This is a genomic window from Bacillus sp. 1735sda2, assembly GCF_024159245.1.
In the GTDB taxonomy this organism is placed as follows: Bacteria; Bacillota; Bacilli; order Bacillales; family Bacillaceae; genus Bacillus; species Bacillus pumilus_O.
This window is the reverse complement of record NZ_JAMYWZ010000001.1, coordinates 1,056,409-1,081,789: the sequence shown is the minus strand read 5'-3', so window position 1 is coordinate 1,081,789 and position 25,381 is coordinate 1,056,409. Positions and strand designations below refer to the sequence as shown.

Sequence of the window (25,381 nt, the reverse complement as noted above, 5' to 3'; positions counted from 1 at the left end):
CTCATATTGACGAAACAACTTTTTTTATAGAAAAATAGGGTATACTAGCCATATCCTTCTATTTGATAAAAAATGTGAGAGTTGGCGTCCGTTATGATCAATTATGAAATTGAACAAAAAAGATTACATTTAATTGAGACCGCAAAAAAATTCGGGATGAATGCCGAAGAAACCATCAGGTGCAGTCAAGAGCTTGACACACTCTTAAATAAAGGCATCAAATACACCTCGAATGAATGCTCTAAAAAAGGGTAAACCATACACCTCATTCCTCTCATCAAAAGCTTTCAAAAAGACAATCACACATTAAAAGACCCATCATAAGCTATGGTGAAACGCCCAAAAACAAAGTGCCTTATTTTTATAAAGGATGTGCACCGCTATGCCGGCTATTGTTGGAGCCTTTAAAGTAAATGCCGTCGGAACGAGCGGAGTCGTTCATGTTGGAGACTGCATCACCATTTCTCCAAATAGTCAGGTTAAAACGTTTGCTGGCGCAGGCAGTTTTAACACTGGTGATCAATTGCGCATTAGCAACTATAAAAGTGTGACAAATACGTACGACAGTGATGTCATTGATCAACCGCTTGTTGGTAACTTGTAAGGAGTGAATATTCATTGAACTTCTATATTAATCAAGCGATACAAATTAATTATTTGCGTGTAGAGTCTGTTAGTAACTCCTCTGTGCTACAAATTGGGAGCGCTGGGTCAATTAAAGCTCTTTCTAATTTGTATAACACGGGCAGCTACGTAGAAGCAGCACCTGCCGCAGCAGGCACACAAGGAATTCAAGAATCCCAAGGCGCAAGCACAACACCTTTTGTACCGCTTCAGTCACCAACAACTTAAGTTCATCTGCAATCCCCGGAGGTGTATGTCAATGTATGAATATCAAAGCAACGCTTCACAGGTGCATGGCATCATTCAAAAGCAAACACAACAAATCATGATGCTTGAAAAAAGGCTTAACGAGCTTCAGCAGGAAATGCAAATGATCAAGGATAAACCGACAACGACGATTGAACGGATTGATTATCAATTTGATCAACTGAAAATCGAGCGGCTGGAAGGTACGCTGAATATCGGCCTCAATCCATCTGATCCAAACAGTGTTCAAAACTTTGAAGTGGGCCAAACAACAACCCCGGGCATTGGAATGATGCAGCAAGAAATGGCTGATCAATTTTTCAATCAAACACGCCAGCTTGTCGACGCATTTTTAAACGAAGAAGCGCCAGAACTTCTTGAAGAGCTAGAGCAACGATACGAAGGGTCTCTTGATGAAAGTAACAAACACCACATCATTGAAGACATCCGAAAACAAATTGACAGCAGAATCAAATATTATGCAGGACAGCTCCCGCACCGGGAAGATATGACCCCGCTGCAGCGTTCAGAGCAAATTGCTGAATATGTGAAGCATGATGTCAAACGGGCAATTGAACACTTCTTAGCCCATATTCCAAATGAAACGAAAGGAGAGGAAAACGGATGAATTTCACAGTCGTCAACCGCAACATCGAGACCGGAAGCATTAAAGTAGTTGGGGTTTCGTCCTCTTCCCTATTTATCATTGGGGACACAGATCATGTACAATTATCCTCCATCTTTGATACACCGCCAGAATCTTTGATCATTGGCCCGTTTGTTCCTCTTGCACCTCGATAATGATAAAGCGCACATCTCAAGTGAAGTTCTCGAAGGTGAATTCTGTCGGGATCTCAAGTGTTGTTCAAATCGGTGATACACAGGAGCTATGCCCGAAAGTGAAGGTGTTAGCTGTTCAGCGAACCGTTAGTTTGTTTTATGGGAATGAAGCAGAAAACTTAGATGCGAAAGAATTTGAAGTGTATTATGAGCCTATTCCATTGATGTTGCCAGAACGATCTGTCAGAACAGCTTTTTATCACGAGAAGCCTGTGATTAAAGTTTCTTCAATACATGTAGAAGGGGTGTCTTCCTCCTCTGTGTTTCAAATTGGCTCTACGTGTGGAATGAATGGCGTTGCAAGAGTGAAGCATATTCGAGAGTTATTTAGCAACGACGAAAGTCCGCCAAACTCACAAATGGACCTACCTGCGCATATGATGGTGATATGACTTCGAATAAAGGATGTCGATTATGCCAGCAATTGTCGGACCCATTTACATTAACTCTATTTCTGGAGGCGTCGTCAACGTCGGTGACTCATTCTACTTGTCGCCTAAAAGCTCGTCAAAGTCTGCTTTAGGCTCTGGAGCGGGAAATACCGGAGATTTCTTGATCTTAAATAATGGCATTAGCGCCACCAACTATGTGGATCCTGACTTAAATGATCAGAATATGGTAGGCAATGCATAAAGCAGCTCCTCTACAGACATTTCATTAAGAGGAGCGCTTTTTATGCTTATTTTTTTCTGCGTTGTCTTGATTTTTTTGTTTTAACCAGTTTGCTTGCCGGCTGTTTTCGAATCCATTTGATGTACGAAGCAAGCTTTTCATCTTGTCTTAGTGCATCAAGTGTGCTTAAGCGCGCGGCAAGCTCCTGGTTTGTAAAGAGGGCATGCACTTGTTTATGGCAAGGGATACACAGGAAGGCAGTCGGTAAAAAAGCCCCACCTTCTTCTCTTGGTGTTAAGTGGTGTTCTGTAAGCAGGACATTTTGCCTTCCGCACAGCTCACATAATCCAATCGTTTGCTTTGCCATCCTGTTATCACCTCGACATTTACATTAATTCCATTGAGACCGTTGTCCCTTTCCCGCTTGGATCTGCTGGATGGACAATCAGTTTCTTCGGTAGTCTCATTTTCAATTCTTCCACGTGGCTGATGACACCAACTGCTAAATTGTGAGACTGAAGCTTCTCTAATGCGGTAATGACCGTATCAAGCAAGTCTTGATCGAGCGTACCGAACCCTTCATCAAGGAAAAAGAATTGCAACGGGAATTCACCTCTCAGCTGAATTTGTGCAGAAAGAGCAAGAGCAAGCGCTAGCGATGTCAAGAAGGTTTCCCCACCGGACAAGCTGGACACAGGACGCCTAACACCACCATTTGCATCATCACGCATCACGAAGCCGCCTTCTGAGTCGACCTCAATCGCATATCTTTGTCTCGTCAACATACTTAAGCGGGCGGATGCATCACGACTGACACTTTCCAGCTGTTCTTCTGCTAAAAATTCAACAAACGTATTCCCTTTAAAAACAGTTTGCAGTTTATCAAGGCGATCAATTTCTTGCTGCAATGCTTCCAATCGTTCGTGAATACTTGCAAAACGCTGATGATTCTCTTCAATCACACGCAGGTGTTCATGTGCCGACCCATTCATTGCTGTCGCTTCTTCCAATGCTTTTTCAGCTGCATCTTTTCTGTGCTGAATGTCTGTCCACTGCTTTTCATCCAGTGACTCTTCTTTCAGTAATTCAGAAATTCGCTTTAAGTTTGCGGCACATTCCTTTCTTTTATCCTCAAATTCCTCAATTTCCTGTTTAACTGATTGACATTGAGTCTGTTCCATTGAAACAGACTCAATGTCCTGCGGCATATGAAAAGGAGAGGATTCTGCTTCTTTTTCCCATGATGTTTCTGCTTCTTGTTTTCGCCTGTTCGCCTCTTGAAGCTGACGCTCACTGCTTGAAAAATGGCTTTGCGCCTCACTAAACAACTGCTGCGCGTGCTGCAATTGCTTGTACGATTGTTGCTCTTTTTCATTAAGAAGAGAAAGGGTGTGTTCAACCTCAATAAGTTCATCAGAAATAGAGGCAGCTTTTAATGGATATCGGCCTAAATCTGTTTCATATTGTTGGATAAGTTGCTGCTGACTTTCTAGCTGATGCGCTAGTTTATCAAGTTCTTTCTCGACATTGTATATCGCTGTCTGCAGCTGCTCTTTTGCTAGCTGTTTTTCTTCCAAAAATGAAATGCTTTTCTCAATACGTTCTTTATAGCCTTCCGCTTGTTGGTCCTTTTCATCGATTTGCTTTTGCATGTCTTGTACTTGATTCAATGTAAGGTGCGGGAAGGTCTGTTCAAATTGAGTCGTTTGCTCTGATAGCTCAGCATGAAGCTCTTTGATCAGCACCTCTAATTCTTTGATGCGCTGCTGTTCAAAAGTCATTTGCTCTTTGATCTTGCTCATCTCTGTTGCTTGATTATGCGTTTCATCCATTAAACGAGCCCGTTTCTGTTCAACCTCTTGAATATCTTGCTTTACGCCTTTCCATTCTTGCATCAAACCCTGTAAAGACTGCGAATTTTGTACCGTTTCTACTGCTGCAGCGACTTCCGCCCCAGGGGCTTTTTGAGATAAGAAAGAAAATTGTTTCACTAATTGATTGGCATGCGTTTCGAGGAGCTGCTTTGCGGCATATATATCTCTTCCATACGCCTCTGCCTGCTTCAGCTCTTGGTCCATCCGTTGAATGATTTCATCGACTTGTGCCACAGTTTCGTCATGGTTATTGGATTCCAAAGCCTTTGGATCGTGATGAATCGACCCACAAACCGGACATGGCTCACCATCTACTAGCTCTGCCGCTAATTCTTTTCTTAATTCTGTCGCCCTTACCGCATCACGCTGTTTTAATTTTTCAAGTTTCTGATGTTGTACTTTTTGATTCCATTCTGTTAGAGCTCGTTCGAGTTCACATACATAAAAATAGAGGTGTTCAATTGCTTGAAACGACTGGTCTATTTTTTCATGATGGTCGTTTTGCTGCTTTTGAAGCTTTTCATATGCTTCTGAAGTCTGTAAGGCTCGCTTGTTTAGCTCGTCCAGCTTTTGCTTTTCCTTTTGAATGCTGAGGTTTATTCTTTCCACATTTTCACTTAAACGTAAAGCATCCTGTACACTTTTGCGTTCTTTCACTGAAACTTGTAACTGCTCCAGCTCATGCTTCAGCTGTGTTTGTTTCGTTAGTGCACGCTCTAATAGAGATTGGAGATTCTCCGCTTCTTTCTTCTTTTGGAGGAGCTGCTGCGATTTTTCATTTTTTTGGCGCTCTATGCCCGTCTTTTCATGAAGAGCTGCCTCTTTTTTACGTTCAATTTCTTTTAGCTGAATTAGCTGTTCTTTCTTTTGGAGAAGGTCTGGCTCTGTCTCTATTTTCTTTTGCCTGGCTTGCTCATACTCCCGCGCCATTTGATCATAGATCGTTCGTTGATGCAGCAGCTGCTTTTCTGCTTCCTGTTTCTCTTGCGATGCTTGTGAAAGCTGTTTTTCAGCTTTTGTCAATGCATCCGCATAGGGCTTTAGCGTCTCTGCCTGCTCTGCGATATGGAGCTTCTTCTTTTTCTCTTCTATTGAAGGTGCCAGTAAATTCAGCTTGTTTTGTTCAGTCTCGTAAGCTTCTTGTTCCTTTTGATACTGCCAGATCGCTTGCGCCTTTGTAAAAGCAGTGAACGCTTCGTCCCGCGCTTGTTTTTTCTCATGAAAAATGGCCTTGGCCTGCTCAGCTGCTTCCTTTGCTTTCGCCAGCGCCTCTGGACCAGCTTCTCCTAAACCATTCAGTTCAGCCAGCAGTTCATTTTTTTGCCCATAATGTTTTTGAGCCTTTGCACGTAAACGCTTGACGAGTTGATCCCCATACTTTTCCAAATTGAACAAACGCTGAAGCATTTGACGTCTGTCTGCCCCTTTTAAGGAGAGAAATTCTGCAAACTTCCCTTGTGGTAAAACAACCGCACGGGTAAAATCATCAATGGTTAATCCGAGTAGTTCTTCTACTTTACGATTCACCTCACTCGCTTTATCTGCGAGAACTGTCTGCGTATCACCGATTTCAATTAGGCGGCACAAAGTCGTTCTGACTTTCATTTCATCCGCTCGTTTGAAAGCACGTTCGACTTTATAAGAAATGTGGTGTTCCTTTTGCAAAGCAAATGTAAAGGAAACCGACAGCTTTTCTTCCGCTTGGTTCAAAATACCATGTGTATTATTTAACGCACGCTCCACTTTTCCATAGAGTGCTAGGGTCATGGCGTCTAAAATGGACGACTTTCCACTTCCAGTCGGTCCAAATATGCCAAACACACCCGCATCACATAAAGAGCTAAAGTCGATTGTTTGTTCTTCTCTGAAGCTATGAAGTCCTTTAATGGTCAGCGTAATCGGCTTCAAGTCGCTTCCTCCTCTTGCATATCATTGGCTAGCTCTAAAAACAGTTTGACTGTTTTTTCATCAGGCAAACCGCCACCTGTCTGGCGCTCATAAAACTTCACGAACCTCTCTTCGATCGAGAGTTTTTCCACTTGCTTTTGCTCTTCTATTTGCTGTAGTTCTTTGAATTTTGGACGAATATGAACAAACCCACTATGCTGCTTTCGGAGCTGATGGATCTCTTCAATAGAAAGCTGATCTGTTAAATGAATCTCTAGATCAATCCATGCCTGAAGATCCCGTTTTTCATCCAACCACTCGTACACTTGACTCAGTCCCTCAGTCGCCTTCCATTTCATAAGTGGCTTTCCGCTCGATAAAAACACTTCTTTCCAGCTTGCTTTTTCATTCGGTTTTGCCTCTACAATTGTGACTGATTTGGCATAGCCTGATTCAGAAAAGCTATAAGCAAGTGGTGATCCAGAATAACGAGCAATTGTTTTGGCACGTTTGATCGTTTGCGGCCTGTGCAAATGACCAAGTGCAACATAGCAAGCGGATTCTGGCAGACTTTCAGCCGCAACGGTATATGCGCCGCCTACTTCAATCGGTCTTTCTGAATCTGTTTGACTTCCTCCAGCCACATAAATGTGGCTTGTTGCGATATTCACCGTATCCGGTTGAAATTGAGTACTTAAATGTTGAAACGCTTGTTGAATCTTTAAATTGTAATGATCACGAAGCAATTTCTCTTCAAATGTTTCAGCCAGTACCTCATTCAGCCTCGCCTCAGACGGATAAGCGAGTGCCGCAATGGATAAACGTTCATCCGCAGAAGGAACATCGACTCGAATGATGTCATTAGTCGGATATCCAATTAAATGAATCCCTTGATCATTTGTTAAAGGCGATGCAGCTGATAAGCGATCCGGATTATCGTGGTTTCCTGAAATGACTACTACCTGTCGTTTTCCTTTATCAGATAAGGCAGATAGACTTTCATAAAAAAGCTGCTCTGCTCTAGCAGGCGGATTCACTGTATCAAAGGCATCACCAGCCATCACAATGACATCAATGTGCTCGTCTTTCACGATTTGATACAGTTCATCTAAAAACTGTGCTTGCTCATCAAGCCGGCTTCGACCTTCAAGGGTTTTCCCTAAATGCCAATCCGCTGTATGCAGAATCCTCATGTGATTCACCTCTCATTCCGATACATTTATAAAGATATCTCTACATTTCCATCGAAAAAATAAAGAATTTTCTCCTCTAATGTTCTGTTTGTCAAACGCTCTACCGCTTTTGCATATAACGCGATTTGGGTTTCATAACGCTTTTTCAAGATTGGTTCAGCGGCGTCAATTCCACCTGAAAATCTGCCTTGAACTCTATCAGTTTTATAATCTAGTAAATATAGCTTTCCATCTGTTTCAAATAAACAGTCAATCATTCCTTGAATTAGAACAGGCTCTCCCTCAGTATCAATATGACTGTATACCTCTTTAACAGGTAACACCATACTAAATGACACCTCTCGTTTCACCCAGTCCGCTTTTAGCAGTTTTTGACCAATTGAAGTAGAGAAGAAAGCAGCGATTCCCTCTTGATTAATTGACTGAACCTGCTCATCTGTTAGCAAGTCTCGCTGTTGTAAAGATTCGAGCAAGTGACCTATACGTGACTCATCATAGGGCTCCTCAGAAGGAAGCGGGATATGCTGCATCACTGTATGCATGGCGGTGCCTTGTTCTGCGGCAGTGAGTGTTTTTTTCTTCATGAAAGCCGGCCGGTCATACAACGTTGCACGAGCTTTTCGAATAGAAGAAGGAACACTGTACTCATCCTGTATTTCTCTCATTCTTTTTATCTCGGAAACAGACTGCTTTGTGCCGACTTGTGAGGCCGCTAGATACGGATATTTCCACGAGAGCCTCTCTGCCACCTTCTCATCAGCATCGCCATATCCTTCAACAGGTAGACCAACCATCAATGCTTGTACAATCTCGTCTTGCTCTTTCTTTTCAAGTGACATATCTTCCTTTAAAAGATCAGAAGCTTGCGTAAATGAGATAGTGAATGTAGACGGATGCGAAAGAACAACATCTCCTGTTTCTTCTAAAACAGATGACATCGCTTGATGACGGATGAGGGCAGGTCCAATGAAATCTAAGTATGTTTTCGATTGATACCGTTCAAAATCTGGGAGCAGCCACTCTTCTCCGGTTGCGGCATTTTGCCATTTGCTTAATGCTTTCACCTGATTTTTGACAGAGCCGACGAGAAATAATTTTTCTTTAGCTCTTGTGAGCGCCACATAAAGCACTCTAAGCTCTTCAGATAACAACTCTTTTCTCATCTTTTTTTTCATCGCCACAAGTGGTAAAGTCGCATAACTAATTCTCAGCTCAGGATGGATATACTTGCTTCCAAAGCCTAGCTCTTTATCAAGTAAATAAGACTGGTTTAAGTCCATCATATTAAAGTTTCTGCCAAGTCCTGCGGTAAAGACGACTGGGAATTCTAATCCTTTACTACTATGAATCGTCATCATGCGCACAACGTCCTCTGTTTCACTGAACGTTTTTGCCGCACCAAGATCGTCCCCACGCTCCTGCATTCTTTCAATAAAACGAAGGAATCGGAATAGCCCTCTAAAGGCAGCTTTTTCGTATTGCTTGGCCCGGTCATAAAGGGCACGAAGATTCGCTTGCCGCTGCTTACCTCCAGGCATTCCCCCAACATAATCAAGATACTGTGTATTGCGGTAGACTTCCCAAATTAATTCTGCCACCGAATGATTGATGGAGAAATCACGCCATTTGCGCAGTAATTGGAAAAATCGCTCTAGTTTTTTGCATGTAGGATGATCAGAATGAGTCACACTCATAAAGGCCTTTACAGCATCATAATACGTGCCCTTTTTATCACTCGTCCGAATCAGAGCCAACTCATTTTCATCTAAATGAACAAGAGGTGATCTTAAAACAGCAGTAAGCGGAATATCCTGATATGGATTATCAATGACTTTTAACAAAGAAAGGATGACAGACACCTCTGTTGCTTCAAAATAACCAGAGGAAAGATTCGCATATACGGGGATTCCCTGCTTCTTTAATTCCTCCATCATTTGCGGAGCCCACGGCATAGACCGAAGTAAAATGACAATGTCTCGATACTGCAAGTTCCGGGTCATTTGCTGCTTTGCATCGTACACTTGAAATGGTTTCTCCACTAATTCTTTTATTTTTTTAGCAATGATCCTCGCTTCAAATTGGACGGTCTCGAGCTCTTCTCGCTCTTCACCCGTTTCTGCTTCCTGCTGATCTAAGTGGACAAGAAGCATTTCTGTCGTTGTACCTTTGCTTTCTGGATAACTCGCTCCAAGCTTTAATTCAGCTTGTTCATCATATTCAATTTCTCCAACTGTTTCCCCCATCAGCTGCTTGAACAAAAAGTTCGTACTATCTAAAACATCTGAACGGCTGCGGAAGTTTTTATTTAAATCGATTCTCTTTCCTGTTTCTTTGCCGTCTGGTTGAAAGTGTTTATATTTGTTTAAAAAGAGCATGGGCTCAGCCAGTCTAAAACGATAAATAGACTGCTTGACATCACCAACCATAAACAGATTACCCTCTGAAGAATGTTCTCCTTTAGATACAAGTTTTAAAATTGTTTCTTGTACAAGGTTTGTATCCTGGTATTCATCAACGAGCACTTCTTCAAACTGCTGTTGATAGTACTTAGCAGCTTCTGTTTCGATCAAATGTCCTTCTGCATCCTGCTCCGCTAAAATGCGTAAGCAATAGTGCTCTAAATCGGAAAAATCGACAATAGACTTTTCCTGCTTCGCTCTTTCGAAGCGCTCACCAAATTGGATCACTAGCTCTACAAGTGTCTCGACAATCGGCTTCATTTCAGCTAAGCTTTTTAAATGCTGGGCAGGACTGCGCATGAAGTACTCATCTTTTAGTTTTTCTAATTGTTTTTTTGCTTGATTACGTGCATCAGTGGCTTTCTCTAATAAAACAGGGTCATATTCGTCCCCTTTGCACGTTTTAAGCCTTTTAAAATTGACGTTCGGTAAAAGCTCATATAGTTTCTCAAAATCATCTTGATGACGGATTAATTCATTGACTTGCTCTAAATCATCTATAAAATTCTCTGCTCTCGGTGCTGGACCGCCGGGCTCTTTTGATAGCGAAAGAGCTCGTTCAAGCAGCTCCTGGCAGCTCCGGAGAACGAGCGAAAGATCTTCTTTGATATAGGGATAAAACGGTAATTCTTCTACTTTTGTTTGAGCATCTACATCATATAGTGAAAGGAATGCCCGCATCCATTGCTCTGGAGATGGATGCGATCTTGAAAACTCATAGATTCTCTTCACGAGCCATTGCAAATCTAAGTCATGACGGTCAGATGTGTAACGATCAACCAGTTCAAAGAATGATAGCTTCCCAGTCTTATATTCATCCTCAAACAGTTCATCTAACACTTCATCTCCTAATAGTTCTCCTTCTGTTTGATCAGCCAAACGGAAGCCTGGATCAAGATCAATTTCATAGTAAAAGGTGCGTAAAACCTGTAAGCAAAAGGAGTGCAAGGTTGAAATATTGGCTCGATTCATGAGGGACAGCTGCCTTCTCATATGAAGAGACCCAGGATTTTTGGCTAATTCTTTTTCAAGTGCTTCTGTGATCCGATGCTTCATCTCTGCTGCAGATGCGTTTGTGAAAGTCACAACGAGCAGACGATCGACATCAACTGGATGTTCAGGCCGGGTCATTTTTCGAATCAGGCGTTCAACCAAAACAGCTGTTTTACCTGAACCTGCCGCCGCCGCAACTAAGATATCTTGTCCTTCTGAAACGATGGCTTCCCACTGGTCATCCGTCCACGTACTGTTATTCGGTTTTGGTATTTGCATACTGATCCCCTTCTTTTTTGATCCGTTCTATCACAACATCATCCTTTTCAGAGGTGAGCACCCTAAAATCATTATCTTCTATTGATTCGTCGAATTGGCAAATAGACTTGAAAGAACAAAAGCGGCAAGGTGTTTGATCCTTTAATTTATATGGATTAATTGCGACCTCTCCATTTGTAATTCTTTCACCTGCTTCTTCAAATGTGCGCCGAACGTGTTGTGTGAGTATATGGAAATGATCTTCACTTAAAACCGCCGAATCAGAACGGAAAGACCCATCCTTTTTCAAGCCGGCTTGAATGACTTGTGATCTACCTGAATCAAGCGTTTGATCCATTAGCTTGACTGCTTCTACATCTTCAAGCAATAAGCCCTTCATTTTAAATTTCTTGAATATTTCCTGCTCAATTTCATCCTCTGCAAGTGGAATCGGGGCTTGAATGAGCGGGTCATGAATATGGAAATATAAAATGCCAGCAGGCGTTGCTTCTATGCCTAGCCACTCCTTCGAATACGTAATGGTGAGGTCTAAGTATGTGAGCATTTGCAAGGCAAGACCATAGTATACTTCTGCTAGGTCAAGACCTTTCTCACTGGATTTGTAATCGACGATTCTTAAAAGCAGCCCTTTTGAACCTTCTGCTTTATCTACCCTGTCAATTCTTCCGACTAGCTCCATCGTGCAGCCATTCTTTAATTGAAAAGTAAACGGCGGCAAAGGTCCTTGGCCTCCAAAACCTAACTCAAGCCCTACTGGAGAAAATCCACTCACTTTGGCATGTTCACTTAATATAGAAGAGACTCGAATTAAGATTTTCTGAAGCTTTTCTTTAATATAAGCATGCCGATTAGAGCTTAATAGAATTTCCTTTTGAAGACGTGGCGCAAGCTGTTCGATTGCATGTCTTGAATAGGTGACACAATCTTCCTTCGTTAAGTTTTTCCAATCCTTTTTTTGTTCAACTAGCGTATCTGAAATATGCTTCAAAGCCGAGTGAAACAACTGGCCGATATCAGGTGCTTCCAATTTGTAAAATTGCCGATCCTTTAGTTTTAAACCGTGGGAAGCAAAGTGAGAAAATGCACACGCATTGAACTTCTCCATTCTTGAAACACTGCCCTGAATATGATCACCGTAAAGCTCTTTTGTGACATTAGGCTTTAATGGCTTCGCTCGATTTGTAAAGAACAAACTTGACATGATATTTTTTGATACATCCCGATTAGGAGATGTCATTAAGTAGTTATAGACACTCCACCATACACCGCTAATGGGATATTGATTGAGCCATTGCTGGAGCTGTGAGACGGTATAAGACAACGAAACATGCTCATTCGCTACAAATTTTAATTGCTCATCGTCTTCCAGCTGTTCTGGATCTAACACATACAGAGCCTGCTGATGATTTGGCATAAGCTCTTGGCAATACTTGATAAGTGGCGAAGGCAATAGAAAACGTCCTTCTGCATCAGAAGCCGCATAGGATAGATTTAAATGATGGGATGGACTTGATAACGCTTGGTAAATTAAAAATTGTTCATCTAGCAGCCGTTCCTTTCCTGTCTCTGCCAGCTCTGCTCCTGCTCGCTTTAACCATTCTCGGTCATCTTCAGACAATACACTCTCATCAGAGGGACGCGCGGGAATAACGCCATCATTTACACCAATGATAAACATACACTTCACTTGATACATTCTGGATAAATCCATACTTCCGATAAATACTTGGTCGAGTGATGGCGGAATTAAAGCGAATTTTAGAGAAGCTAACCCTGTATCTATCATCTGTTGAAATAAAGGAAATGAGAGCTCTTCGTCACCTAGCATGTCAACAAATTCATCCATTAATTGAATGACCGCATCCCATACTTGCCCGTGCTGCATTGCTTCAGCTAATCGACCTGCTTCTTCAGCTTCTAGCCTCGCTTTTTCAAGCTTATCTGGTACTTGTATCTCTTCTAAAAAGACATAGACAGCCTCTACCATATCTCTTACCTTTTGCGCCTTTTTGAGCCTTTTCTGCAACTGGTAAAGCGGAGGCGCGATCCATTCTTTGACGTCATTCAGCATTTGTTCCATTTCAATTTCTTGATCCGTTTGTCTGAAATCCTCATCTAATGATTGGAAGCGCCTGTAATGAAACCGGGAACCGTTTGTCCAGCGCTCTCCTTTTACACCGTAAGCAATACAATAGTTTTCGAGCTGATCTGCCTGCTTTCGTGCTTTGTTCTTAGTGATTTCAAGCGGAAATAAGAACTCTGTTTTTACGCAGCGAAATACCGCTTCATACCGCCAATTTCCTTTTATGACATCCAAGCTCGAACGAATCAATTCGATGAGCGGATGATACTGCATCGATTCATTTCCATCAATAAAAAATGGAATATCGTAATCTCGAAAAACCTCTTTTAACGTATCTTTATAGTCGTCTACATGCCGCGCTACAATCGAGATATCTCGCAGTCTAAGTCCTTTTTCTCTCACTAAATCAAGGATGTCTCTCGCTACTCCTTCAATTTCAGCTCGTTTACTTGCACTTTTAGACACTGTGAGATGAGGGGTATTTTCCTGATATGGCTGCACTGGCCGCTGCTCATATTGGTGTTCTAAATAAGCAAGATCTGGTGTATAAAGGTGCCGATGATTTCTTTCAAAAATGGTTTCAGAAATGTCAGCTCCGCACTCTTTAGCAAGCTGATAGAGTTGGAAATACGTTTTACCTGTCATACGAAATAAATCAAGTTCATTTGGCTGCCTATCATGATAGGATTGATCTACTGTAAAAGCCGCCGTTACTTTTGCTGCATGCAGCAAGAGCTGTTCGATGACAAGAAGCTGTTGCGGTGTAAATTGATAAAAACCATCGATATAAATATGTGCTCCTTTTATTTCTTCTGCTGAAGGAATTTGCTGGGCAAGTAGATTCAAATAGTCTTCTGAGTGCACATATTCATCTTGTAAATGCTCCTCCATCTGCTGATAAAGAACATGGAGGTCATGCAATTTTTCGGCTGCCCGTCTTTCTTCTGTATACTCTGAAAGCATGCTCTCCACTGAAATTTTCTCAATATCCTCAGGCAGCATACAGTATCTTTTGAATTCAGCCATCGTTTTTTCGATTTGCTCTACAAACCCCGGCTTATCACTCGCTTTTTTGAATACTTTAAACTTGTCTTTCTGCTCTTCAATCACTTTTCTTAAAAGCATTTGAATTCCTGTGCTTGTCACAAATTGCCGGTTCGCTCCACCAGTCTGCTGTAAAATAGACCAAGCAAGTCGAGTGAAACTAAATACTTTAGCTCTGATCATTCCACCAGCTTCAGACGTTTTCGCAAGCTCATATTCCATTAAAAATGTCATTTGATCCGGGACTAAAAAAATGATTGGCGAACCCAACGGATCAAGCCGAAGCTGTTCTTTGATTTCCTCTAAGATTGCAGTCGTTTTTCCACTCCCCGATCTGCCTGCTAAAAACTGAATCTCCACGTTCCACAACACCTTTCTTATGTACTCATATTCTAGCGAAAATAAAGGGAAATAGCTATTTTCCTATCACGTTCCTATTCTCCTTTCTGAAAAAGACATAGGCACCTTTCCTCACTCTTTTCATATCATAAACCATCATGAACTAAAAGGAGGCTGGCAATATCATGTATTATGGTTACTATGACTACTCGCCTTATGACATACGGCAAAATACAAGGATCATTTCAGATCTTGAGAAAGCGATCAATGGTGAGTATTCTGCGATTCAATGCTACGAAAAACTTGCCCAAAAGGCAAAAAATCCTGAAGCAAAGAAGATCATTCAAGAAATACGCCAGGATGAAGTCAGACACTATCAACTATTTTCAAAGCTATATTATTCTTTAACAGGTAAAAACCACAAACCAAGCGTAACAGAACCTTGTCCAGACCAATTTAGAGAAGGGCTTCTTTTCGCATTTAAAGATGAACAAAAAACGGTCGATTTTTACTTAACGGTATCAGATTATGTCCGGGATCAAGGAACAAAAGAGCTGATGAAACGTATTGCTCAAGATGAACAGCAGCATGCTGTATGGTTTTTATATCTTTTAACGCACCATGTGTCTTAGATAGTCCTATTTTAATAGGAGATCGTATGTTCCGTCAAAAAATGAAATCGTCTTTTTATTCATTCAATCTATAAAATAAAGGACTATTTTCAGCAAACCTCTCACCTCTTTCCCTTTTTCAAACGCGAAAACGACAATTTGATAAATAAAAAAACTCCTCTGCCACAAATAGCAGAAGGAGTTTTTTCATGATCGTTTAATGAAATTTTGCTTCATTGCTTTTCTGCTGATATTTCAGCATCCCATCAATGGACAGCATCTTACTGCCGCTAAGTGTTAAATAAAGCGCCATGACGAGCAGCGATAGTTCAAATTCATAACCGCCAACAAATCCTTTAGAAAAACCAACCGTAATAATCGCCACAGCCATAATTGGTACAAATAATGCTGCGAAAATACGTGTTCCTAGACCTAAAATCAAGGCGATACCACCGACCAGCTCAATCGTCTTCACAATATAGGCCATAAATTCCGGTATACCGATTTGTCCAAAGAATGCCGCTGTTCCTCCCAGACCTCCTTGATATGCCTGAAGTCCGTGTAGAAAGAAGATAATACCTAAAATAACACGTACGAAAAGTGTTCCTATTTCTTGATTCGTTTTCATATAGTGATTTCCTCCTGTTTTTACACTACATAATGTAATGTTAATAAGTAAAAAAAATTAGTAATTTAGGTTAAGCATAATCATTAAGGCCACCATGAGAATGGTTGATGTGACAATGGGAATGATGGGTACATTGAAAGGAATATTGTATGTTGGGTTTAAGATCTTCTGTATTCTTAAATTCAATGCCCGATCCCCAAAGGACACCGCAAACTTTGTTTGTTTTTGAAACTGGGTTCTCTTTTTAATCAGCTTCAAAAGGGCCTGCCCTACTCCAAGCTCAGTGCCTGTCTGCTGAATGGCATAGTCATCTGCAATCACTTCACGAAAAACAGAGTAGCTTTGTCTCATATGCTTTAACACTGGAATGTACCAAATGACTTTTGTAAGCATTGAGAACATGAAAGCCTTTAAAGGATCATAGCTGTATTTGTGATGCAATTCGTGATGAACAACAGCATCAATCTCTTCTTCATCCAGCATGTCCATGAGAGCTGTTGATAAATAAACCTTTGGGTGAAACATCCCCATTGCAAAAGCAAGTGGTTCAAGGCAATGAAACACAATGATATCATTTTGATATGTCTCTGACAGAGATTCGGTTGACGGCTGATCGACTGCCAACATCAAATGCCGTTTGAATTGAATATACTTTCTGATTTGCTTTGCCATATAGAAAATCGCAAAACCCAATGTGTAAAGGACCAAGGCATCCAAAAAGTATTTTAAAGGAGTGAATCCATAGAATTCGAGCACAGACTGGCATACATGGATCAGGTTATATGCTTGATTCCAGCCAAAAAAGCTTGAAAGCACGTAATACCCCATCTGATAAAAAATGGCTAAACCAATCAATATACCGCCTGAAAACAGCAAACTCGACTTCATTTTATTCATTTTGCTGCTCCTCTTTTTTAGATGCTAGCCGTGCTTCTAACACTTTGAGTAATTCAGGATCAGCACTTTCAATCGCATCCACCATATGGTTCACTGCCAGTGGACCGAAATCGTCCATCAGTCCTTGTGTAATCCATTTTGTTTGCTCATTGAGAAATTCTTCTTTTGTTAAAATAGGATTATAAATAGATGAACGCCCTTTTATTTTTTTCTCCACAATTCCTTTTTCGGTTAAGCGGTTCAGCACAGTCATGACCGTATTGAAATTAATCGGCTTTTCATCTGACAGCTTTTGCTGCACCTCTTTAATCGGCATATCCTCACCTTCATAAAGGATCTCCATAATTCTTCCCTCTAAAGGACCAAAAAAACGATTCAATCCCTTTTCATTATATTTAAAAGAAGGAATTTTCATGTTATCACCTCACACTAAGCATTGTAGTGTAATTGAAAATGATAGTCAACTGATAACAAAAATAGGGGAAAATCGTTGTATATTGATTTTGTTTTTGGTAAAAATGGTATCTTTCTTTATAAAAATGTACCAATCATTTAGTGATAAGATAATCTTATGAAAATGGTGAAAAAATTCGTATTTTATTTATAGAGACTTTTGTATTATAGTGAAGTTAACAACATTTCACTTACTGAACAAACATATAGGAAGAAGGTTTACATGTGATGAAACAAGGAAACAGCCTTCGAACCGATCTCATTCTCATTGCGATAAGCGGTTTAGGTGGATTTCTTTTGTCTTTAACAGGTATGTCTATTGGCTGGATGGTAGGTACATTAATGACAGCAGCTTTTATTGCGATGCGCCGCCCCACCCTGTTTCAGCGTAAAGGAACCAGCACCTTACGTATTCACAGCAGATGGCTGCTCCTTGGGCAATTCATTCTCGGAATCGAACTCGGACAGAAAATGAATATGAAGGTCCTTCACATCTTCGCTGAAAATTGGCTCCCTGTGAGTTTCATGCTCGTCTTTTCTATTCTACTGGCGATGCTCTCAGGCTTTGTCTTATGGAAGCTGAGCAAAACAGATATGCTGACAAGCTTTGTCGGAACTGCCCCCGGCGGTTTATCCGCTATGCCGGGGATTGCCCAAGAGGTGGGAGCCAATACAGCTGTTGTGAGTCTCGTGCAAACGATACGTGTATTAATGGTTGTACTCACTATCCCATTTACAGTGTTTTATTTAAATACAAAAAACCAAGCAGATGTGGCTGTCGTTACACAAGGGAGCGCTTTTTCTTCGGGCGTTTTCACCCTTTCAAACATCTCTTGGACCGCTGCGCTTATTTTAGGTGCCTGGCTTATGTCACGCCTAGCAGTTCGTCTTCATTTCCCTGCTCCTTGGCTGATTGGCAGCATGCTAGGCGTTGCAGCTCTTCAAGTTAGTGCGGGGGCACTCATAGGTTATGATTTGATTCCTTATTGGCCAGCACAAGCGAACATTGCGTCTCAAGTATTTCTAGGTGCAACCATCGGTTCAAAAATGAATAAAGAGATGTTTGTCGGACTAAAAAACACTCTCATTGTGGCTGTCGTCAGTTCAGCTGGGCTAATTGCTGCCACTGTCCTCAGCTCAATTGCGATTGCTGAGATCACCGGTATTTCTGTCATTACAGCCATCCTTGCTTTTTCGCCTGGCGGTATTGCAGAGATGGCAACAACAGCGGTCACACTGCACGAGGATTCTACCTTTGTTGTAGCTGTACAAGTCGTCAGAATTATTCTCGTCATTGCCATGCTGCCACCGTTTTTCCGGTTCTTACATCATGTATGGGCAAAAAGGCATCCTGATTATAAAGCCGCAAAATAAAAAATAGACGCTTTGCATGGGCAGAGCGCCTTTTTTTATTCGCTGGTATTTCTTTTGACACCGACAACTTGATCCTTTGAGATGGTGCCAAAATGCCGGCTGTCGAAACTATGTATTCGGTTATCTCCGACCACAAAGTAATGATTGTTTTTGATTTTATCGTCTCCTGTGATGGCTTTCAGCTGAAAATCCCCTGTTAGGACGTTCCCCATTTTATGTTGTTTCTGCTCTTTTAAATAAGGTTCTTTCTTTTTTTCACCATCGACAAATAACTGATCATCTTCATACTTGATCGTTTCTCCTGGGAGTCCAATGACCCGCTTGATCAAGATTTGATTTTTAGGTCCGTGAAATAACACATAATCAAACCGGCTAATTTTCGTGAGTTTTGGCGAGAACTTATTGATTAATAATTCTGTCCCATCTGTAAAAGTTGGGTCCATACTGACCCCTTCTACTTTGTACGTGACAAACATGAAATTCTTTACTTGGAACAATAAGACGATGCCTGTAATAATCATCAACCATAGCAATGGCTTCTTTTTCATTAAGAGCCTCCTTTGTCCTCACGTTTACTCATTCGAATGTTTAACCTATTTTCTACTCTCTTTCCAACATACCATAATATCGCAATAACTAGAACCGCAAAAATACTTCTTAACGGATTCTTAACTAAAGCAGAAAGATCATAACCAATAAAACTAATGATAAAGAGCATGACACACTTACCAGATAAAGTAGCTAATGAGAATTGCCAAAAGCTAATTCTTGATAAACCTGCTACAACATTGACGGCAGCAGAGGGTGTGAAAGGAAAGCAAAGTAAAATAAATAATGGACCGAAACCCCGTTTCTCCACCCAAAGCATCAATTTTTTTATAGAAGGATGCCTGCTGATAAAGTTGAGCATTCTCATCTGTCCAAATTTTCTGATCAGTAAAAAGACAAGAATAGACCCTGCACTTGCGCCAATCCAGGTCAATAAAAAGCCTTCCCAAAGGCCGAATGCATTTGCATTCGCTACAGCAAACGCAACAAGTGGTAAAAACGGAAGAAATGCTTCTATTAAAGGGAGCAATATGGCCACAATCGGTCCAAAGGCCTTGTAGCTCTCAAAAAATGATGTGATATTTTCATGAGTAAATAAGGAAAGAAATGATGTCAACTTGTTTGACTCCTTCAACATTTGTCTACTTTTCATTTTACATGGAAAACATAAAAATATACAAATGAATCCCCCCCCTTGAGATTATTAGATCCATTCGATATAATAGATAAGAACGTGTGTTCTATCAAGAAAGAAAGCAGGCTTGGACATGACGAGACTATCAAGAATACAGCTTCAAATGATGGAACAGGCCATCTTTCTTCCAATGGTCGTCTCCATCCTCAATCGTGATTTGACTCACTTAAAACAACATCAAACATTTAAACTAAATGAACCATACATTCAGCTAGTGACCTCTGTCTTAAAGGAAGCACAGAAAGCACTTTATGAACTAAAGCAGCATTTACGTAAAGAAAAAATGAAGGTGCAGCAAATTGAACACGATGAAGGATTTACAACGTATCTATTTATCCTGGATGGCTATGAAGAAAAACATAAATACTTTAATCCTCGTATACGTCACCGAGTAGAGGAACTGCTGACTCGTTATTTTCTTCATCAAGCGAATTGAATTGGCTTCATTGTCGCGCTTCTCCATTCAAAACAAAAAGCCTGCCACAGCGGCAGGCTAATGCTTCTTTATGATAGTTCAAGCTGTTCTCTCAGCTCTGTTCTCACTTCTTCTAATCCAGCGCCATCTAACTCAAAGTAATACACATTCCCAGGCTGATAATCATGGCCCTTTAGCTGAATGGTATCCACTGATTTCAATGAGCTCAATAACGGGAAAAGAACGATAAACTGCTTCATGGACAAATTGGTTGAAACATTATCACCAAGTGTATCAATGATGTTGTCATAGGATGGGATCGAAGAAATGGATTTAGATTTTTCAAAGATGGCTTGAAGTGCTTCCATTTGGCGCTTCCCGCGCATAAGGTCACTGTCTGCCTTTCTTGTTCTTACAAAGGCTAATGCTTCTTCACCATTTAACGTATGAGTTCCTGTTTGCACATGAACTTTCCCTTTTGAATCCTTTTCCATTTGTTTTGCGATACCTTCATCTTTAATCGTTACGTCAATTCCGTTTAGTTCATCTACAATGTCTTGAAACGCCTTAAAGTTCCCTGAAATCACATAGTCTACAGGGATATTCAACAAATTTTCGACCGTTTTGACTGACAAATCTGCACTCCCAAATGCATGGGCGTGGGCGATTTTATCATAACCCCTTCCTGGTATATCAACATAAGAATCACGAGGAATACTAAGGAGCTTTATCGTTTTCTCTGTTCGGTTCACCGCCGCCAGTAAGACCGCATCACTTCTTGCTTCGTCTACCGTTTCACCTGGACGACTGTCAATTCCAAGCAAGAGCACTGAGAAGCTGTCCTTTCCTGGATCAAAAGCTTTCACACGCTTTTGCGAGGTCTCTCCTCTTTCTAATGACACTTGCGCCTTATCCGACGCTTTTGAAATTTTATAGTAAGCATATCCTGTGACGGATACTGCCATCACCATGACAAAAGCCATGATAAACAGCACAGCTTTCACCCAAGGTCTCAGCCTTCTTTTGGATCTTGTTTTTGATCTCGTTTTTTCCTTCATCCTTTCCGAACCCTCACTCTATCTTAGTCTATCAATGTAGATTCCACTATAACATATTTTGATGAAAGTTTCCTACATGCAACATATTTTTATGAATCCACAATAAAAAAAGCCGCTCAAGATGAGCAGCTTTAGGTCTATTATTTTTGGTCAATCCCCTGTTTTACTTCATCAATCATGGCAGTCAATGATTCAAGGCCGCCGCCAGATAAATACCACATGTCAGAGTTCAAATACACCACATCGTTGTTTTTGACCGCTTTGACTGATTTCATATAATCATTTTCAACAAGCTGTTTCGCAGAAGTTTCTTCTCCGATCGCTGCGCCTCGATCAACGACAAATAGATAATCTGGGTTCGTTTTGACCATGTATTCATACGAAATGCTTTGACCGTGTTTATCAGATGGCTCAAGCTTTTGATCTGCCGGTGTGATCCCAAACACATCGTGGATAAGACCGTATCTAGACTTAGGACCAAAGGCTGTCATTTTGCTGTCGTTCGCCATGATCACCAGCCCATTTTTCTTTATCTCTTTTGCTTGTTTCTTTAAAGCATCCACTTTTTGATCAATGGCTGCGAGCTCTTCTTTGACTTTGTCTTCTTTATCAAAAATTTTGCCTAATGTCGTAGCATTCTTTTTAAATGATTCCATGTAGTTGGCATTGTCTACATCCATATAAATCGTAGGGGCAATTTTAGAAAATTCATCGAATGCATCTGCTTGACGATGCTGAATAATGATTAAATCAGGATCGATTTCTGCAATTTTTTCAAAGTTCGGCTCTTTTAATCCACCGACATTTTTATATTTGTCTCCTTCATATTTCGATAAATATTTAGGTACGACTTGTTTCGGTAGAGCTGTCACGTTCACACCTAGTTTGTCTAGCGTATCAAGACTTCCCATATCAAACACGACTACTTTTTTCGGGTTTTTCTTAATCTTCACACCATCTTTGTTGAGCATGTCTTTTACCGTGACGGTTTCCTCTTTTGTTCCTTCTGTTTTTCCTTGGTTCCCGCAGGCAGCGAGTACGACGATTGCGGTTAACACAGTCATCATCCAAATCCATTTTTTCATATGTCATCACCTCTTCATTTTTTTAAGAAAAATATAAGCAAATGCGCTCACCGTGAATGATTTCAATCGGTATACGCATGTCATAAATTTGTTCAAGTGCTTCTGTTTGAATCACTTCATCCACTCCGCCTTCTGTGATGACCTTTCCATCTTTTAAAGCGACGATATGATCGGAATACACAGAGGCAAAGTTAATATCATGGAGCACTACAACAATGGTTTTCCCAAGCTCTTTGACGAGCTGCTGAAAGAGCTTCATCATCTCGACAGAATGGTTCATATCCAAATTGTTTAAAGGCTCATCTAAGAAAATATAATCTGTATCCTGCGCCAGCACCATTGCAATAAAGGCTCTTTGTCTTTGTCCGCCGCTCAGTTCATCAACATATTGATGCTGGATATTGGTTAGCTTCATGTACTGAAGGGACACATCGATCATTTTCTCATCCTCTTTTGTCAAATGGCCCTGTGAGTAAGGAAAACGGCCAAAGCTGACAAGCTCCCGAACGGTCAGATGCACACTCATATGATTGGCCTGCTTTAAAATGCTCATCTTTTTCGCTAGTTCCTGTGGTGGGTACGCGCTATATGGCTTGTCTTCTAAATAAGCTGCACCTGAGTCTGGCTGAATCAGGCGGCTCATGATGGATAAAAGTGTGCTTTTTCCCGCACCATTCGGACCAATGAGAGAGGTCAGCTGTCCTTTTTTCAAACTGATTGTTGTGTCGTGAAGCACTGTTTTTCCGTTATACGCCTTACTGACGCCCTTCATCAAGACCATGAACGACTCTCCTTTAACAGTAAATAAATAAAATACAGTCCGCCGACTAAATCAATTAATACACTAAGCGGCGTTTGAAAAGTAAATACCTTTTCTACAAGAAACTCTCCGCCTACAAGGGCAATCACACTGATGAAAAAAGAGCCAAGTAGCAAGTATGTATGCCGGTATGTCCGAAAAAGCTCTCGTGCAACATTTACGACGAGTAAGCCGAGGAACGTAATCGGTCCGACAAGTGCTGTTGCGATAGACACAAGGACAGCAATCACGATCAGCATCTTTTTTGTGATGCTGTCATAGTCAATCCCTAGATTCACCGCATGCTCTTTCCCAAGTGACATGACATCTAATTTGGAGCGGAATGTCCAAATGTAAAGGCACAGCGCCGCAAATAAAATAGAAGCAATGAGTAAGATATCTGTGTTCATGTGATTAAAGCTCGCAAAGGATTTATCTTGTACGACCTGATATTCATTTGGATCAATTAGCATTTCCATAAAAGAAGAAAGGCTTTTGAACAATGTCCCAAACACAATTCCGACAAGCAGAAGCAAGAAAATGTGCTTATTTTTGCGTTTGAACATGACTGTATATAGCAGGACAGAAAATAGAATCATCAGCCCAACACAAAGGAAAAAATTCAGGTTTTTATTGACGATCATGAAATTGGTCGAACCAAATAGATAAATAATCGCTGTTTGCAAAAACAAGTAAAGTGCATCTAAACCTAGTATGCTCGGCGTTAAGATTCGATTGTTGGTCAAGGTTTGGAAGACAACAGATGAAAAGGCAATCGCGCCTCCTGTCAATGTCATCGCCAGCACTTTCTTTAATCGACTTGGTACTGTGTACGGCCAGTACCCCATTTGATAGGTAATGAAAATCACGATCAGCACTGCTGCAATGGCTGCAATCAGGTATAATGTCCGTTTCTTATGCATAGCGTTTCCTCCTTAATAACATGTACAGGAAGATCGCACTCCCGATGATGCCGACCATAAGCCCAACTGAAATTTCATATGGATAAATGATCACCCTCCCGAGCAAATCACAAATCAGAACAAAAATGGCTCCTAGTAAGGCTGTATGCGGAAGGCTCTTTTTCAAGTGATCGCCGCGGTAGATCGATACAATATTCGGAATGATTAAGCCTAGGAATGGCAGCATTCCGACAGTTAATATGGTGACAGATGTAATCATCGAAACAATCACCAAACCAACCGCCATCACACGTTTATACGTTAAACCTAAGTTAACAGCAAAGCTCTCACCCATACCTGCTACTGTAAAGCGGTCAGCATATAAATACGCAATGATCAATAGTGGAACACTCAGATAGAGCAGTTCATAACGTCCCTGAACAATAAGAGAAAAATCCCCTTGAAGCCATGCGGATACGTTTTGGATCAGATCATATTTATAGGCTATAAACGTAGATATTGAACTGACAATCCCGCCAAACATTAAGCCGACTAACGGTACATAGATCGTATCGTTCACCTTAATATGACGCAAAATTTTTAAGAATAGAAGGTTCCCAGCTAAAGTAAATAGAAACGCGATTCCCATTTTCATGAGCGGGCTCGCATTCGTAAAAACAAGCATTGCGACTAAAATACCAAGCTTCGCCCAATCCATCGTCCCTGCAGTGGTGGGGGAAACAAATTTATTCCTCGTCATGCTTTGCATGATAAAGCCGCATAAACTAAGGCTCATGCCAGCAAGCACAATACTCATGAGACGCGGGATGCGACTTGAAACTAACGTATGCACTTGTTCATCTGTTAAATGAAACAGCTGTAAAATGGACACATCCTGTACACCGACAAACAGTGATACACATGCCAAACATACAAATAATAAACTTAATTGATACAACTTCATCCTAGTTTCTCACTTTCTATCAAACTCTTTCCGCTATAAATGATTATCATTATCAATTAAACGACAGTTCATATATTATCACATTTAGTGAAATATTCAATACCAGAATGGGAAAGACAGAAATTCATAAAAAAAACAGCCTGCGGCAGCGGCTGCTTTTTCAACGTTATTGAATACTCACTTGGAATTGTCCCTTTAATTCCTCTTCTGCTTCTTTAAATAATTGCTTTACGCTTTCAGCATACTCTCCAAGAGCGTCCTTACTCGTGTCAAAATTCACCCATGTCAGCTCTACTGGCAGATTTACTTCTCCTGTCAAACAGTCCCATAGAGCATCAAGATTTTTCCCGTAATAGTCAGGAAGGTGTAAAACTGTTTTTAGTTGGTCATGAAGCTCTTCTTGTGTTCTGCATAATGCGCCATCCAGCTGCACTTTTTTCATGTCATCTTCCCCTCTCCTGCCTTTATTTTAAACGAAT

The 25,381-nt window shown here is 40.9% G+C and carries 26 protein-coding genes; 10 read left to right on the top strand and 16 right to left on the bottom strand.

The window, feature by feature from the left end; genetic code table 11:
- Nucleotides 1–93 precede the first annotated feature (93 nt).
- The 7 genes from NKR21_RS05465 (at nucleotide 94) to NKR21_RS05435 (ending at nucleotide 2,343) form a co-directional block, all read left to right on the top strand.
- On the top strand, nucleotides 94–255 hold the full coding sequence (locus tag NKR21_RS05465; RefSeq protein WP_012009503.1) for an aspartyl-phosphate phosphatase Spo0E family protein: 162 nt from the start codon (nucleotides 94–96) through the stop codon (nucleotides 253–255).
- A 127-nt stretch (nucleotides 256–382) separates the two neighbouring features.
- Nucleotides 383–604 (top strand): spore germination protein, encoded by a 222-nt coding sequence (locus NKR21_RS05460; protein WP_003211745.1) that lies wholly within the window; start codon nucleotides 383–385, stop codon nucleotides 602–604.
- A 14-nt stretch (nucleotides 605–618) separates the two neighbouring features.
- Entirely contained in the window at nucleotides 619–852 is a 234-nt protein-coding gene (locus NKR21_RS05455; RefSeq protein WP_012009502.1) for a spore germination protein GerPB, read from the top strand.
- Between the two features lie 31 nt (nucleotides 853–883).
- Nucleotides 884–1,498, top strand: a complete 615-nt coding sequence (locus tag NKR21_RS05450) for a spore germination protein GerPC (RefSeq protein WP_041815378.1) — start codon at nucleotides 884–886, stop codon at nucleotides 1,496–1,498.
- Nucleotides 1,495–1,671, top strand: a complete 177-nt coding sequence (locus tag NKR21_RS05445; protein WP_003210893.1) for a germination protein GerPD — start codon at nucleotides 1,495–1,497, stop codon at nucleotides 1,669–1,671. The genes NKR21_RS05450 and NKR21_RS05445 overlap by 4 nt, the downstream gene beginning before the upstream one ends.
- The gene (locus tag NKR21_RS05440) at nucleotides 1,671–2,102 is read left to right on the top strand and encodes a spore germination protein GerPE (protein ID WP_012009500.1); all 432 of its coding nucleotides are present in this window, start codon (nucleotides 1,671–1,673) and stop codon (nucleotides 2,100–2,102) included. Before NKR21_RS05445 ends, NKR21_RS05440 begins: the two co-directional genes overlap by 1 nt.
- A gap of 22 nt (nucleotides 2,103–2,124) precedes the next feature.
- Nucleotides 2,125–2,343 (top strand): spore germination protein, encoded by a 219-nt coding sequence (locus NKR21_RS05435; protein ID WP_003211468.1) that lies wholly within the window; start codon nucleotides 2,125–2,127, stop codon nucleotides 2,341–2,343.
- 46 nt (nucleotides 2,344–2,389) lie between these two features.
- On the opposite strand, the gene NKR21_RS05430 is transcribed toward NKR21_RS05435, so the two are convergent.
- Genes NKR21_RS05430 through addB form a run of 5 tightly spaced genes read right to left on the bottom strand, consistent with a single transcriptional unit; the run spans nucleotide 2,390 to nucleotide 14,494 of the window.
- Complete coding sequence (locus tag NKR21_RS05430) at nucleotides 2,390–2,689, bottom strand: hypothetical protein (RefSeq protein ID WP_012009498.1); 300 nt, start codon at nucleotides 2,687–2,689, stop codon at nucleotides 2,390–2,392.
- A gap of 19 nt (nucleotides 2,690–2,708) precedes the next feature.
- Nucleotides 2,709–6,104: an exonuclease subunit SbcC gene (gene sbcC / locus NKR21_RS05425; protein WP_144456097.1), complete on the bottom strand. Its 3,396-nt coding sequence runs from the start codon at nucleotides 6,102–6,104 to the stop codon at nucleotides 2,709–2,711.
- The gene (gene sbcD, locus NKR21_RS05420; RefSeq protein ID WP_012009496.1) at nucleotides 6,101–7,276 is read right to left on the bottom strand and encodes an exonuclease subunit SbcD; all 1,176 of its coding nucleotides are present in this window, start codon (nucleotides 7,274–7,276) and stop codon (nucleotides 6,101–6,103) included. Before sbcD ends, sbcC begins: the two co-directional genes overlap by 4 nt.
- A 26-nt stretch (nucleotides 7,277–7,302) precedes the next feature.
- Nucleotides 7,303–11,007, bottom strand: a complete 3,705-nt coding sequence (gene addA / locus NKR21_RS05415) for a helicase-exonuclease AddAB subunit AddA (protein WP_144456099.1) — start codon at nucleotides 11,005–11,007, stop codon at nucleotides 7,303–7,305.
- Complete coding sequence (gene addB, locus NKR21_RS05410; RefSeq protein WP_144456102.1) at nucleotides 10,985–14,494, bottom strand: helicase-exonuclease AddAB subunit AddB; 3,510 nt, start codon at nucleotides 14,492–14,494, stop codon at nucleotides 10,985–10,987. The genes addA and addB overlap by 23 nt, the downstream gene beginning before the upstream one ends.
- 164 nt (nucleotides 14,495–14,658) lie before the next feature.
- On the opposite strand from addB, the gene NKR21_RS05405 reads away from it, so the two are divergent.
- Nucleotides 14,659–15,105 carry a ferritin-like domain-containing protein gene (locus NKR21_RS05405; protein WP_041815371.1) on the top strand — a complete coding sequence of 149 codons (447 nt, stop codon included), beginning with the start codon at nucleotides 14,659–14,661 and terminating at the stop codon, nucleotides 15,103–15,105.
- A 196-nt stretch (nucleotides 15,106–15,301) separates the two neighbouring features.
- Here NKR21_RS05405 and NKR21_RS05400 read toward each other — a convergent pair whose 3' ends face one another.
- Genes NKR21_RS05400 through NKR21_RS05390 form a run of 3 tightly spaced genes read right to left on the bottom strand, consistent with a single transcriptional unit; the run spans nucleotide 15,302 to nucleotide 17,024 of the window.
- Complete coding sequence (locus NKR21_RS05400; RefSeq protein ID WP_144456104.1) at nucleotides 15,302–15,712, bottom strand: DoxX family protein; 411 nt, start codon at nucleotides 15,710–15,712, stop codon at nucleotides 15,302–15,304.
- A 57-nt stretch (nucleotides 15,713–15,769) separates the two neighbouring features.
- Nucleotides 15,770–16,609 carry a M56 family metallopeptidase gene (locus NKR21_RS05395; protein ID WP_088002147.1) on the bottom strand — a complete coding sequence of 280 codons (840 nt, stop codon included), beginning with the start codon at nucleotides 16,607–16,609 and terminating at the stop codon, nucleotides 15,770–15,772.
- Nucleotides 16,602–17,024: a BlaI/MecI/CopY family transcriptional regulator gene (locus NKR21_RS05390; protein WP_088002149.1), complete on the bottom strand. Its 423-nt coding sequence runs from the start codon at nucleotides 17,022–17,024 to the stop codon at nucleotides 16,602–16,604. Before NKR21_RS05390 ends, NKR21_RS05395 begins: the two co-directional genes overlap by 8 nt.
- Before the next feature lie 266 nt (nucleotides 17,025–17,290).
- Between NKR21_RS05390 and NKR21_RS05385 the strand changes: the two genes are divergently transcribed.
- Nucleotides 17,291–18,436, top strand: coding sequence for an AbrB family transcriptional regulator (locus tag NKR21_RS05385; RefSeq protein ID WP_144456198.1), 1,146 nt, complete (start codon nucleotides 17,291–17,293; stop codon nucleotides 18,434–18,436).
- Between the two features lie 35 nt (nucleotides 18,437–18,471).
- Here the strand turns inward: NKR21_RS05385 and lepB are convergent, their stop codons facing one another.
- Nucleotides 18,472–18,984: a signal peptidase I gene (gene lepB, locus NKR21_RS05380; RefSeq protein ID WP_041815362.1), complete on the bottom strand. Its 513-nt coding sequence runs from the start codon at nucleotides 18,982–18,984 to the stop codon at nucleotides 18,472–18,474.
- The gene (locus NKR21_RS05375; RefSeq protein WP_144456106.1) at nucleotides 18,984–19,601 is read right to left on the bottom strand and encodes a TVP38/TMEM64 family protein; all 618 of its coding nucleotides are present in this window, start codon (nucleotides 19,599–19,601) and stop codon (nucleotides 18,984–18,986) included. The genes lepB and NKR21_RS05375 overlap by 1 nt, the downstream gene beginning before the upstream one ends.
- 151 nt (nucleotides 19,602–19,752) lie before the next feature.
- Between NKR21_RS05375 and NKR21_RS05370 the strand changes: the two genes are divergently transcribed.
- Nucleotides 19,753–20,115 (top strand): YhjD family protein, encoded by a 363-nt coding sequence (locus tag NKR21_RS05370; RefSeq protein WP_144456108.1) that lies wholly within the window; start codon nucleotides 19,753–19,755, stop codon nucleotides 20,113–20,115.
- Nucleotides 20,116–20,183: 68 nt separating this feature from the next.
- Here the strand turns inward: NKR21_RS05370 and NKR21_RS05365 are convergent, their stop codons facing one another.
- From NKR21_RS05365 to NKR21_RS05340, 6 genes are all read right to left on the bottom strand, one after another.
- Entirely contained in the window at nucleotides 20,184–21,152 is a 969-nt protein-coding gene (locus NKR21_RS05365) for an LCP family protein (RefSeq protein ID WP_144456110.1), read from the bottom strand.
- A 140-nt stretch (nucleotides 21,153–21,292) separates the two neighbouring features.
- On the bottom strand, nucleotides 21,293–22,237 hold the full coding sequence (locus tag NKR21_RS05360; protein WP_144456112.1) for a siderophore ABC transporter substrate-binding protein: 945 nt from the start codon (nucleotides 22,235–22,237) through the stop codon (nucleotides 21,293–21,295).
- Nucleotides 22,238–22,259: 22 nt separating this feature from the next.
- Entirely contained in the window at nucleotides 22,260–23,018 is a 759-nt protein-coding gene (locus NKR21_RS05355; RefSeq protein ID WP_144456114.1) for an iron ABC transporter ATP-binding protein, read from the bottom strand.
- Nucleotides 23,009–23,959 (bottom strand): iron chelate uptake ABC transporter family permease subunit, encoded by a 951-nt coding sequence (locus tag NKR21_RS05350; protein ID WP_119124658.1) that lies wholly within the window; start codon nucleotides 23,957–23,959, stop codon nucleotides 23,009–23,011. Before NKR21_RS05350 ends, NKR21_RS05355 begins: the two co-directional genes overlap by 10 nt.
- The gene (locus tag NKR21_RS05345; protein WP_144456116.1) at nucleotides 23,952–24,902 is read right to left on the bottom strand and encodes an ABC transporter permease; all 951 of its coding nucleotides are present in this window, start codon (nucleotides 24,900–24,902) and stop codon (nucleotides 23,952–23,954) included. The genes NKR21_RS05350 and NKR21_RS05345 overlap by 8 nt, the downstream gene beginning before the upstream one ends.
- Before the next feature lie 166 nt (nucleotides 24,903–25,068).
- Nucleotides 25,069–25,344 (bottom strand): barstar family protein, encoded by a 276-nt coding sequence (locus tag NKR21_RS05340; RefSeq protein WP_012009484.1) that lies wholly within the window; start codon nucleotides 25,342–25,344, stop codon nucleotides 25,069–25,071.
- Nucleotides 25,345–25,381: the final 37 nt, after the last annotated feature.

Coding starts and splice junctions, on each gene's coding strand:
- NKR21_RS05465 (WP_012009503.1), top strand. CDS start 94: ATGATCAATTATGAAATTGAACAAAAAAGATTACATTTAATTGAGACC.
- NKR21_RS05460 (WP_003211745.1), top strand. CDS start 383: ATGCCGGCTATTGTTGGAGCCTTTAAAGTAAATGCCGTCGGAACGAGC.
- NKR21_RS05450 (WP_041815378.1), top strand. CDS start 884: ATGTATGAATATCAAAGCAACGCTTCACAGGTGCATGGCATCATTCAA.
- NKR21_RS05445 (WP_003210893.1), top strand. CDS start 1,495: ATGAATTTCACAGTCGTCAACCGCAACATCGAGACCGGAAGCATTAAA.
- NKR21_RS05440 (WP_012009500.1), top strand. CDS start 1,671: ATGATAAAGCGCACATCTCAAGTGAAGTTCTCGAAGGTGAATTCTGTC.
- NKR21_RS05435 (WP_003211468.1), top strand. CDS start 2,125: ATGCCAGCAATTGTCGGACCCATTTACATTAACTCTATTTCTGGAGGC.
- NKR21_RS05430 (WP_012009498.1), bottom strand. CDS start 2,689: ATGGCAAAGCAAACGATTGGATTATGTGAGCTGTGCGGAAGGCAAAAT.
- sbcD (WP_012009496.1), bottom strand. CDS start 7,276: ATGAGGATTCTGCATACAGCGGATTGGCATTTAGGGAAAACCCTTGAA.
- addA (WP_144456099.1), bottom strand. CDS start 11,007: ATGCAAATACCAAAACCGAATAACAGTACGTGGACGGATGACCAGTGG.
- NKR21_RS05405 (WP_041815371.1), top strand. CDS start 14,659: ATGTATTATGGTTACTATGACTACTCGCCTTATGACATACGGCAAAAT.
- NKR21_RS05400 (WP_144456104.1), bottom strand. CDS start 15,712: ATGAAAACGAATCAAGAAATAGGAACACTTTTCGTACGTGTTATTTTA.
- NKR21_RS05395 (WP_088002147.1), bottom strand. CDS start 16,609: ATGAATAAAATGAAGTCGAGTTTGCTGTTTTCAGGCGGTATATTGATT.
- NKR21_RS05390 (WP_088002149.1), bottom strand. CDS start 17,024: ATGAAAATTCCTTCTTTTAAATATAATGAAAAGGGATTGAATCGTTTT.
- NKR21_RS05385 (WP_144456198.1), top strand. CDS start 17,291: ATGAAACAAGGAAACAGCCTTCGAACCGATCTCATTCTCATTGCGATA.
- lepB (WP_041815362.1), bottom strand. CDS start 18,984: ATGAAAAAGAAGCCATTGCTATGGTTGATGATTATTACAGGCATCGTC.
- NKR21_RS05370 (WP_144456108.1), top strand. CDS start 19,753: ATGACGAGACTATCAAGAATACAGCTTCAAATGATGGAACAGGCCATC.
- NKR21_RS05365 (WP_144456110.1), bottom strand. CDS start 21,152: ATGAAGGAAAAAACGAGATCAAAAACAAGATCCAAAAGAAGGCTGAGA.
- NKR21_RS05360 (WP_144456112.1), bottom strand. CDS start 22,237: ATGAAAAAATGGATTTGGATGATGACTGTGTTAACCGCAATCGTCGTA.
- NKR21_RS05355 (WP_144456114.1), bottom strand. CDS start 23,018: ATGGTCTTGATGAAGGGCGTCAGTAAGGCGTATAACGGAAAAACAGTG.
- NKR21_RS05350 (WP_119124658.1), bottom strand. CDS start 23,959: ATGCATAAGAAACGGACATTATACCTGATTGCAGCCATTGCAGCAGTG.
- NKR21_RS05345 (WP_144456116.1), bottom strand. CDS start 24,902: ATGAAGTTGTATCAATTAAGTTTATTATTTGTATGTTTGGCATGTGTA.
- NKR21_RS05340 (WP_012009484.1), bottom strand. CDS start 25,344: ATGAAAAAAGTGCAGCTGGATGGCGCATTATGCAGAACACAAGAAGAG.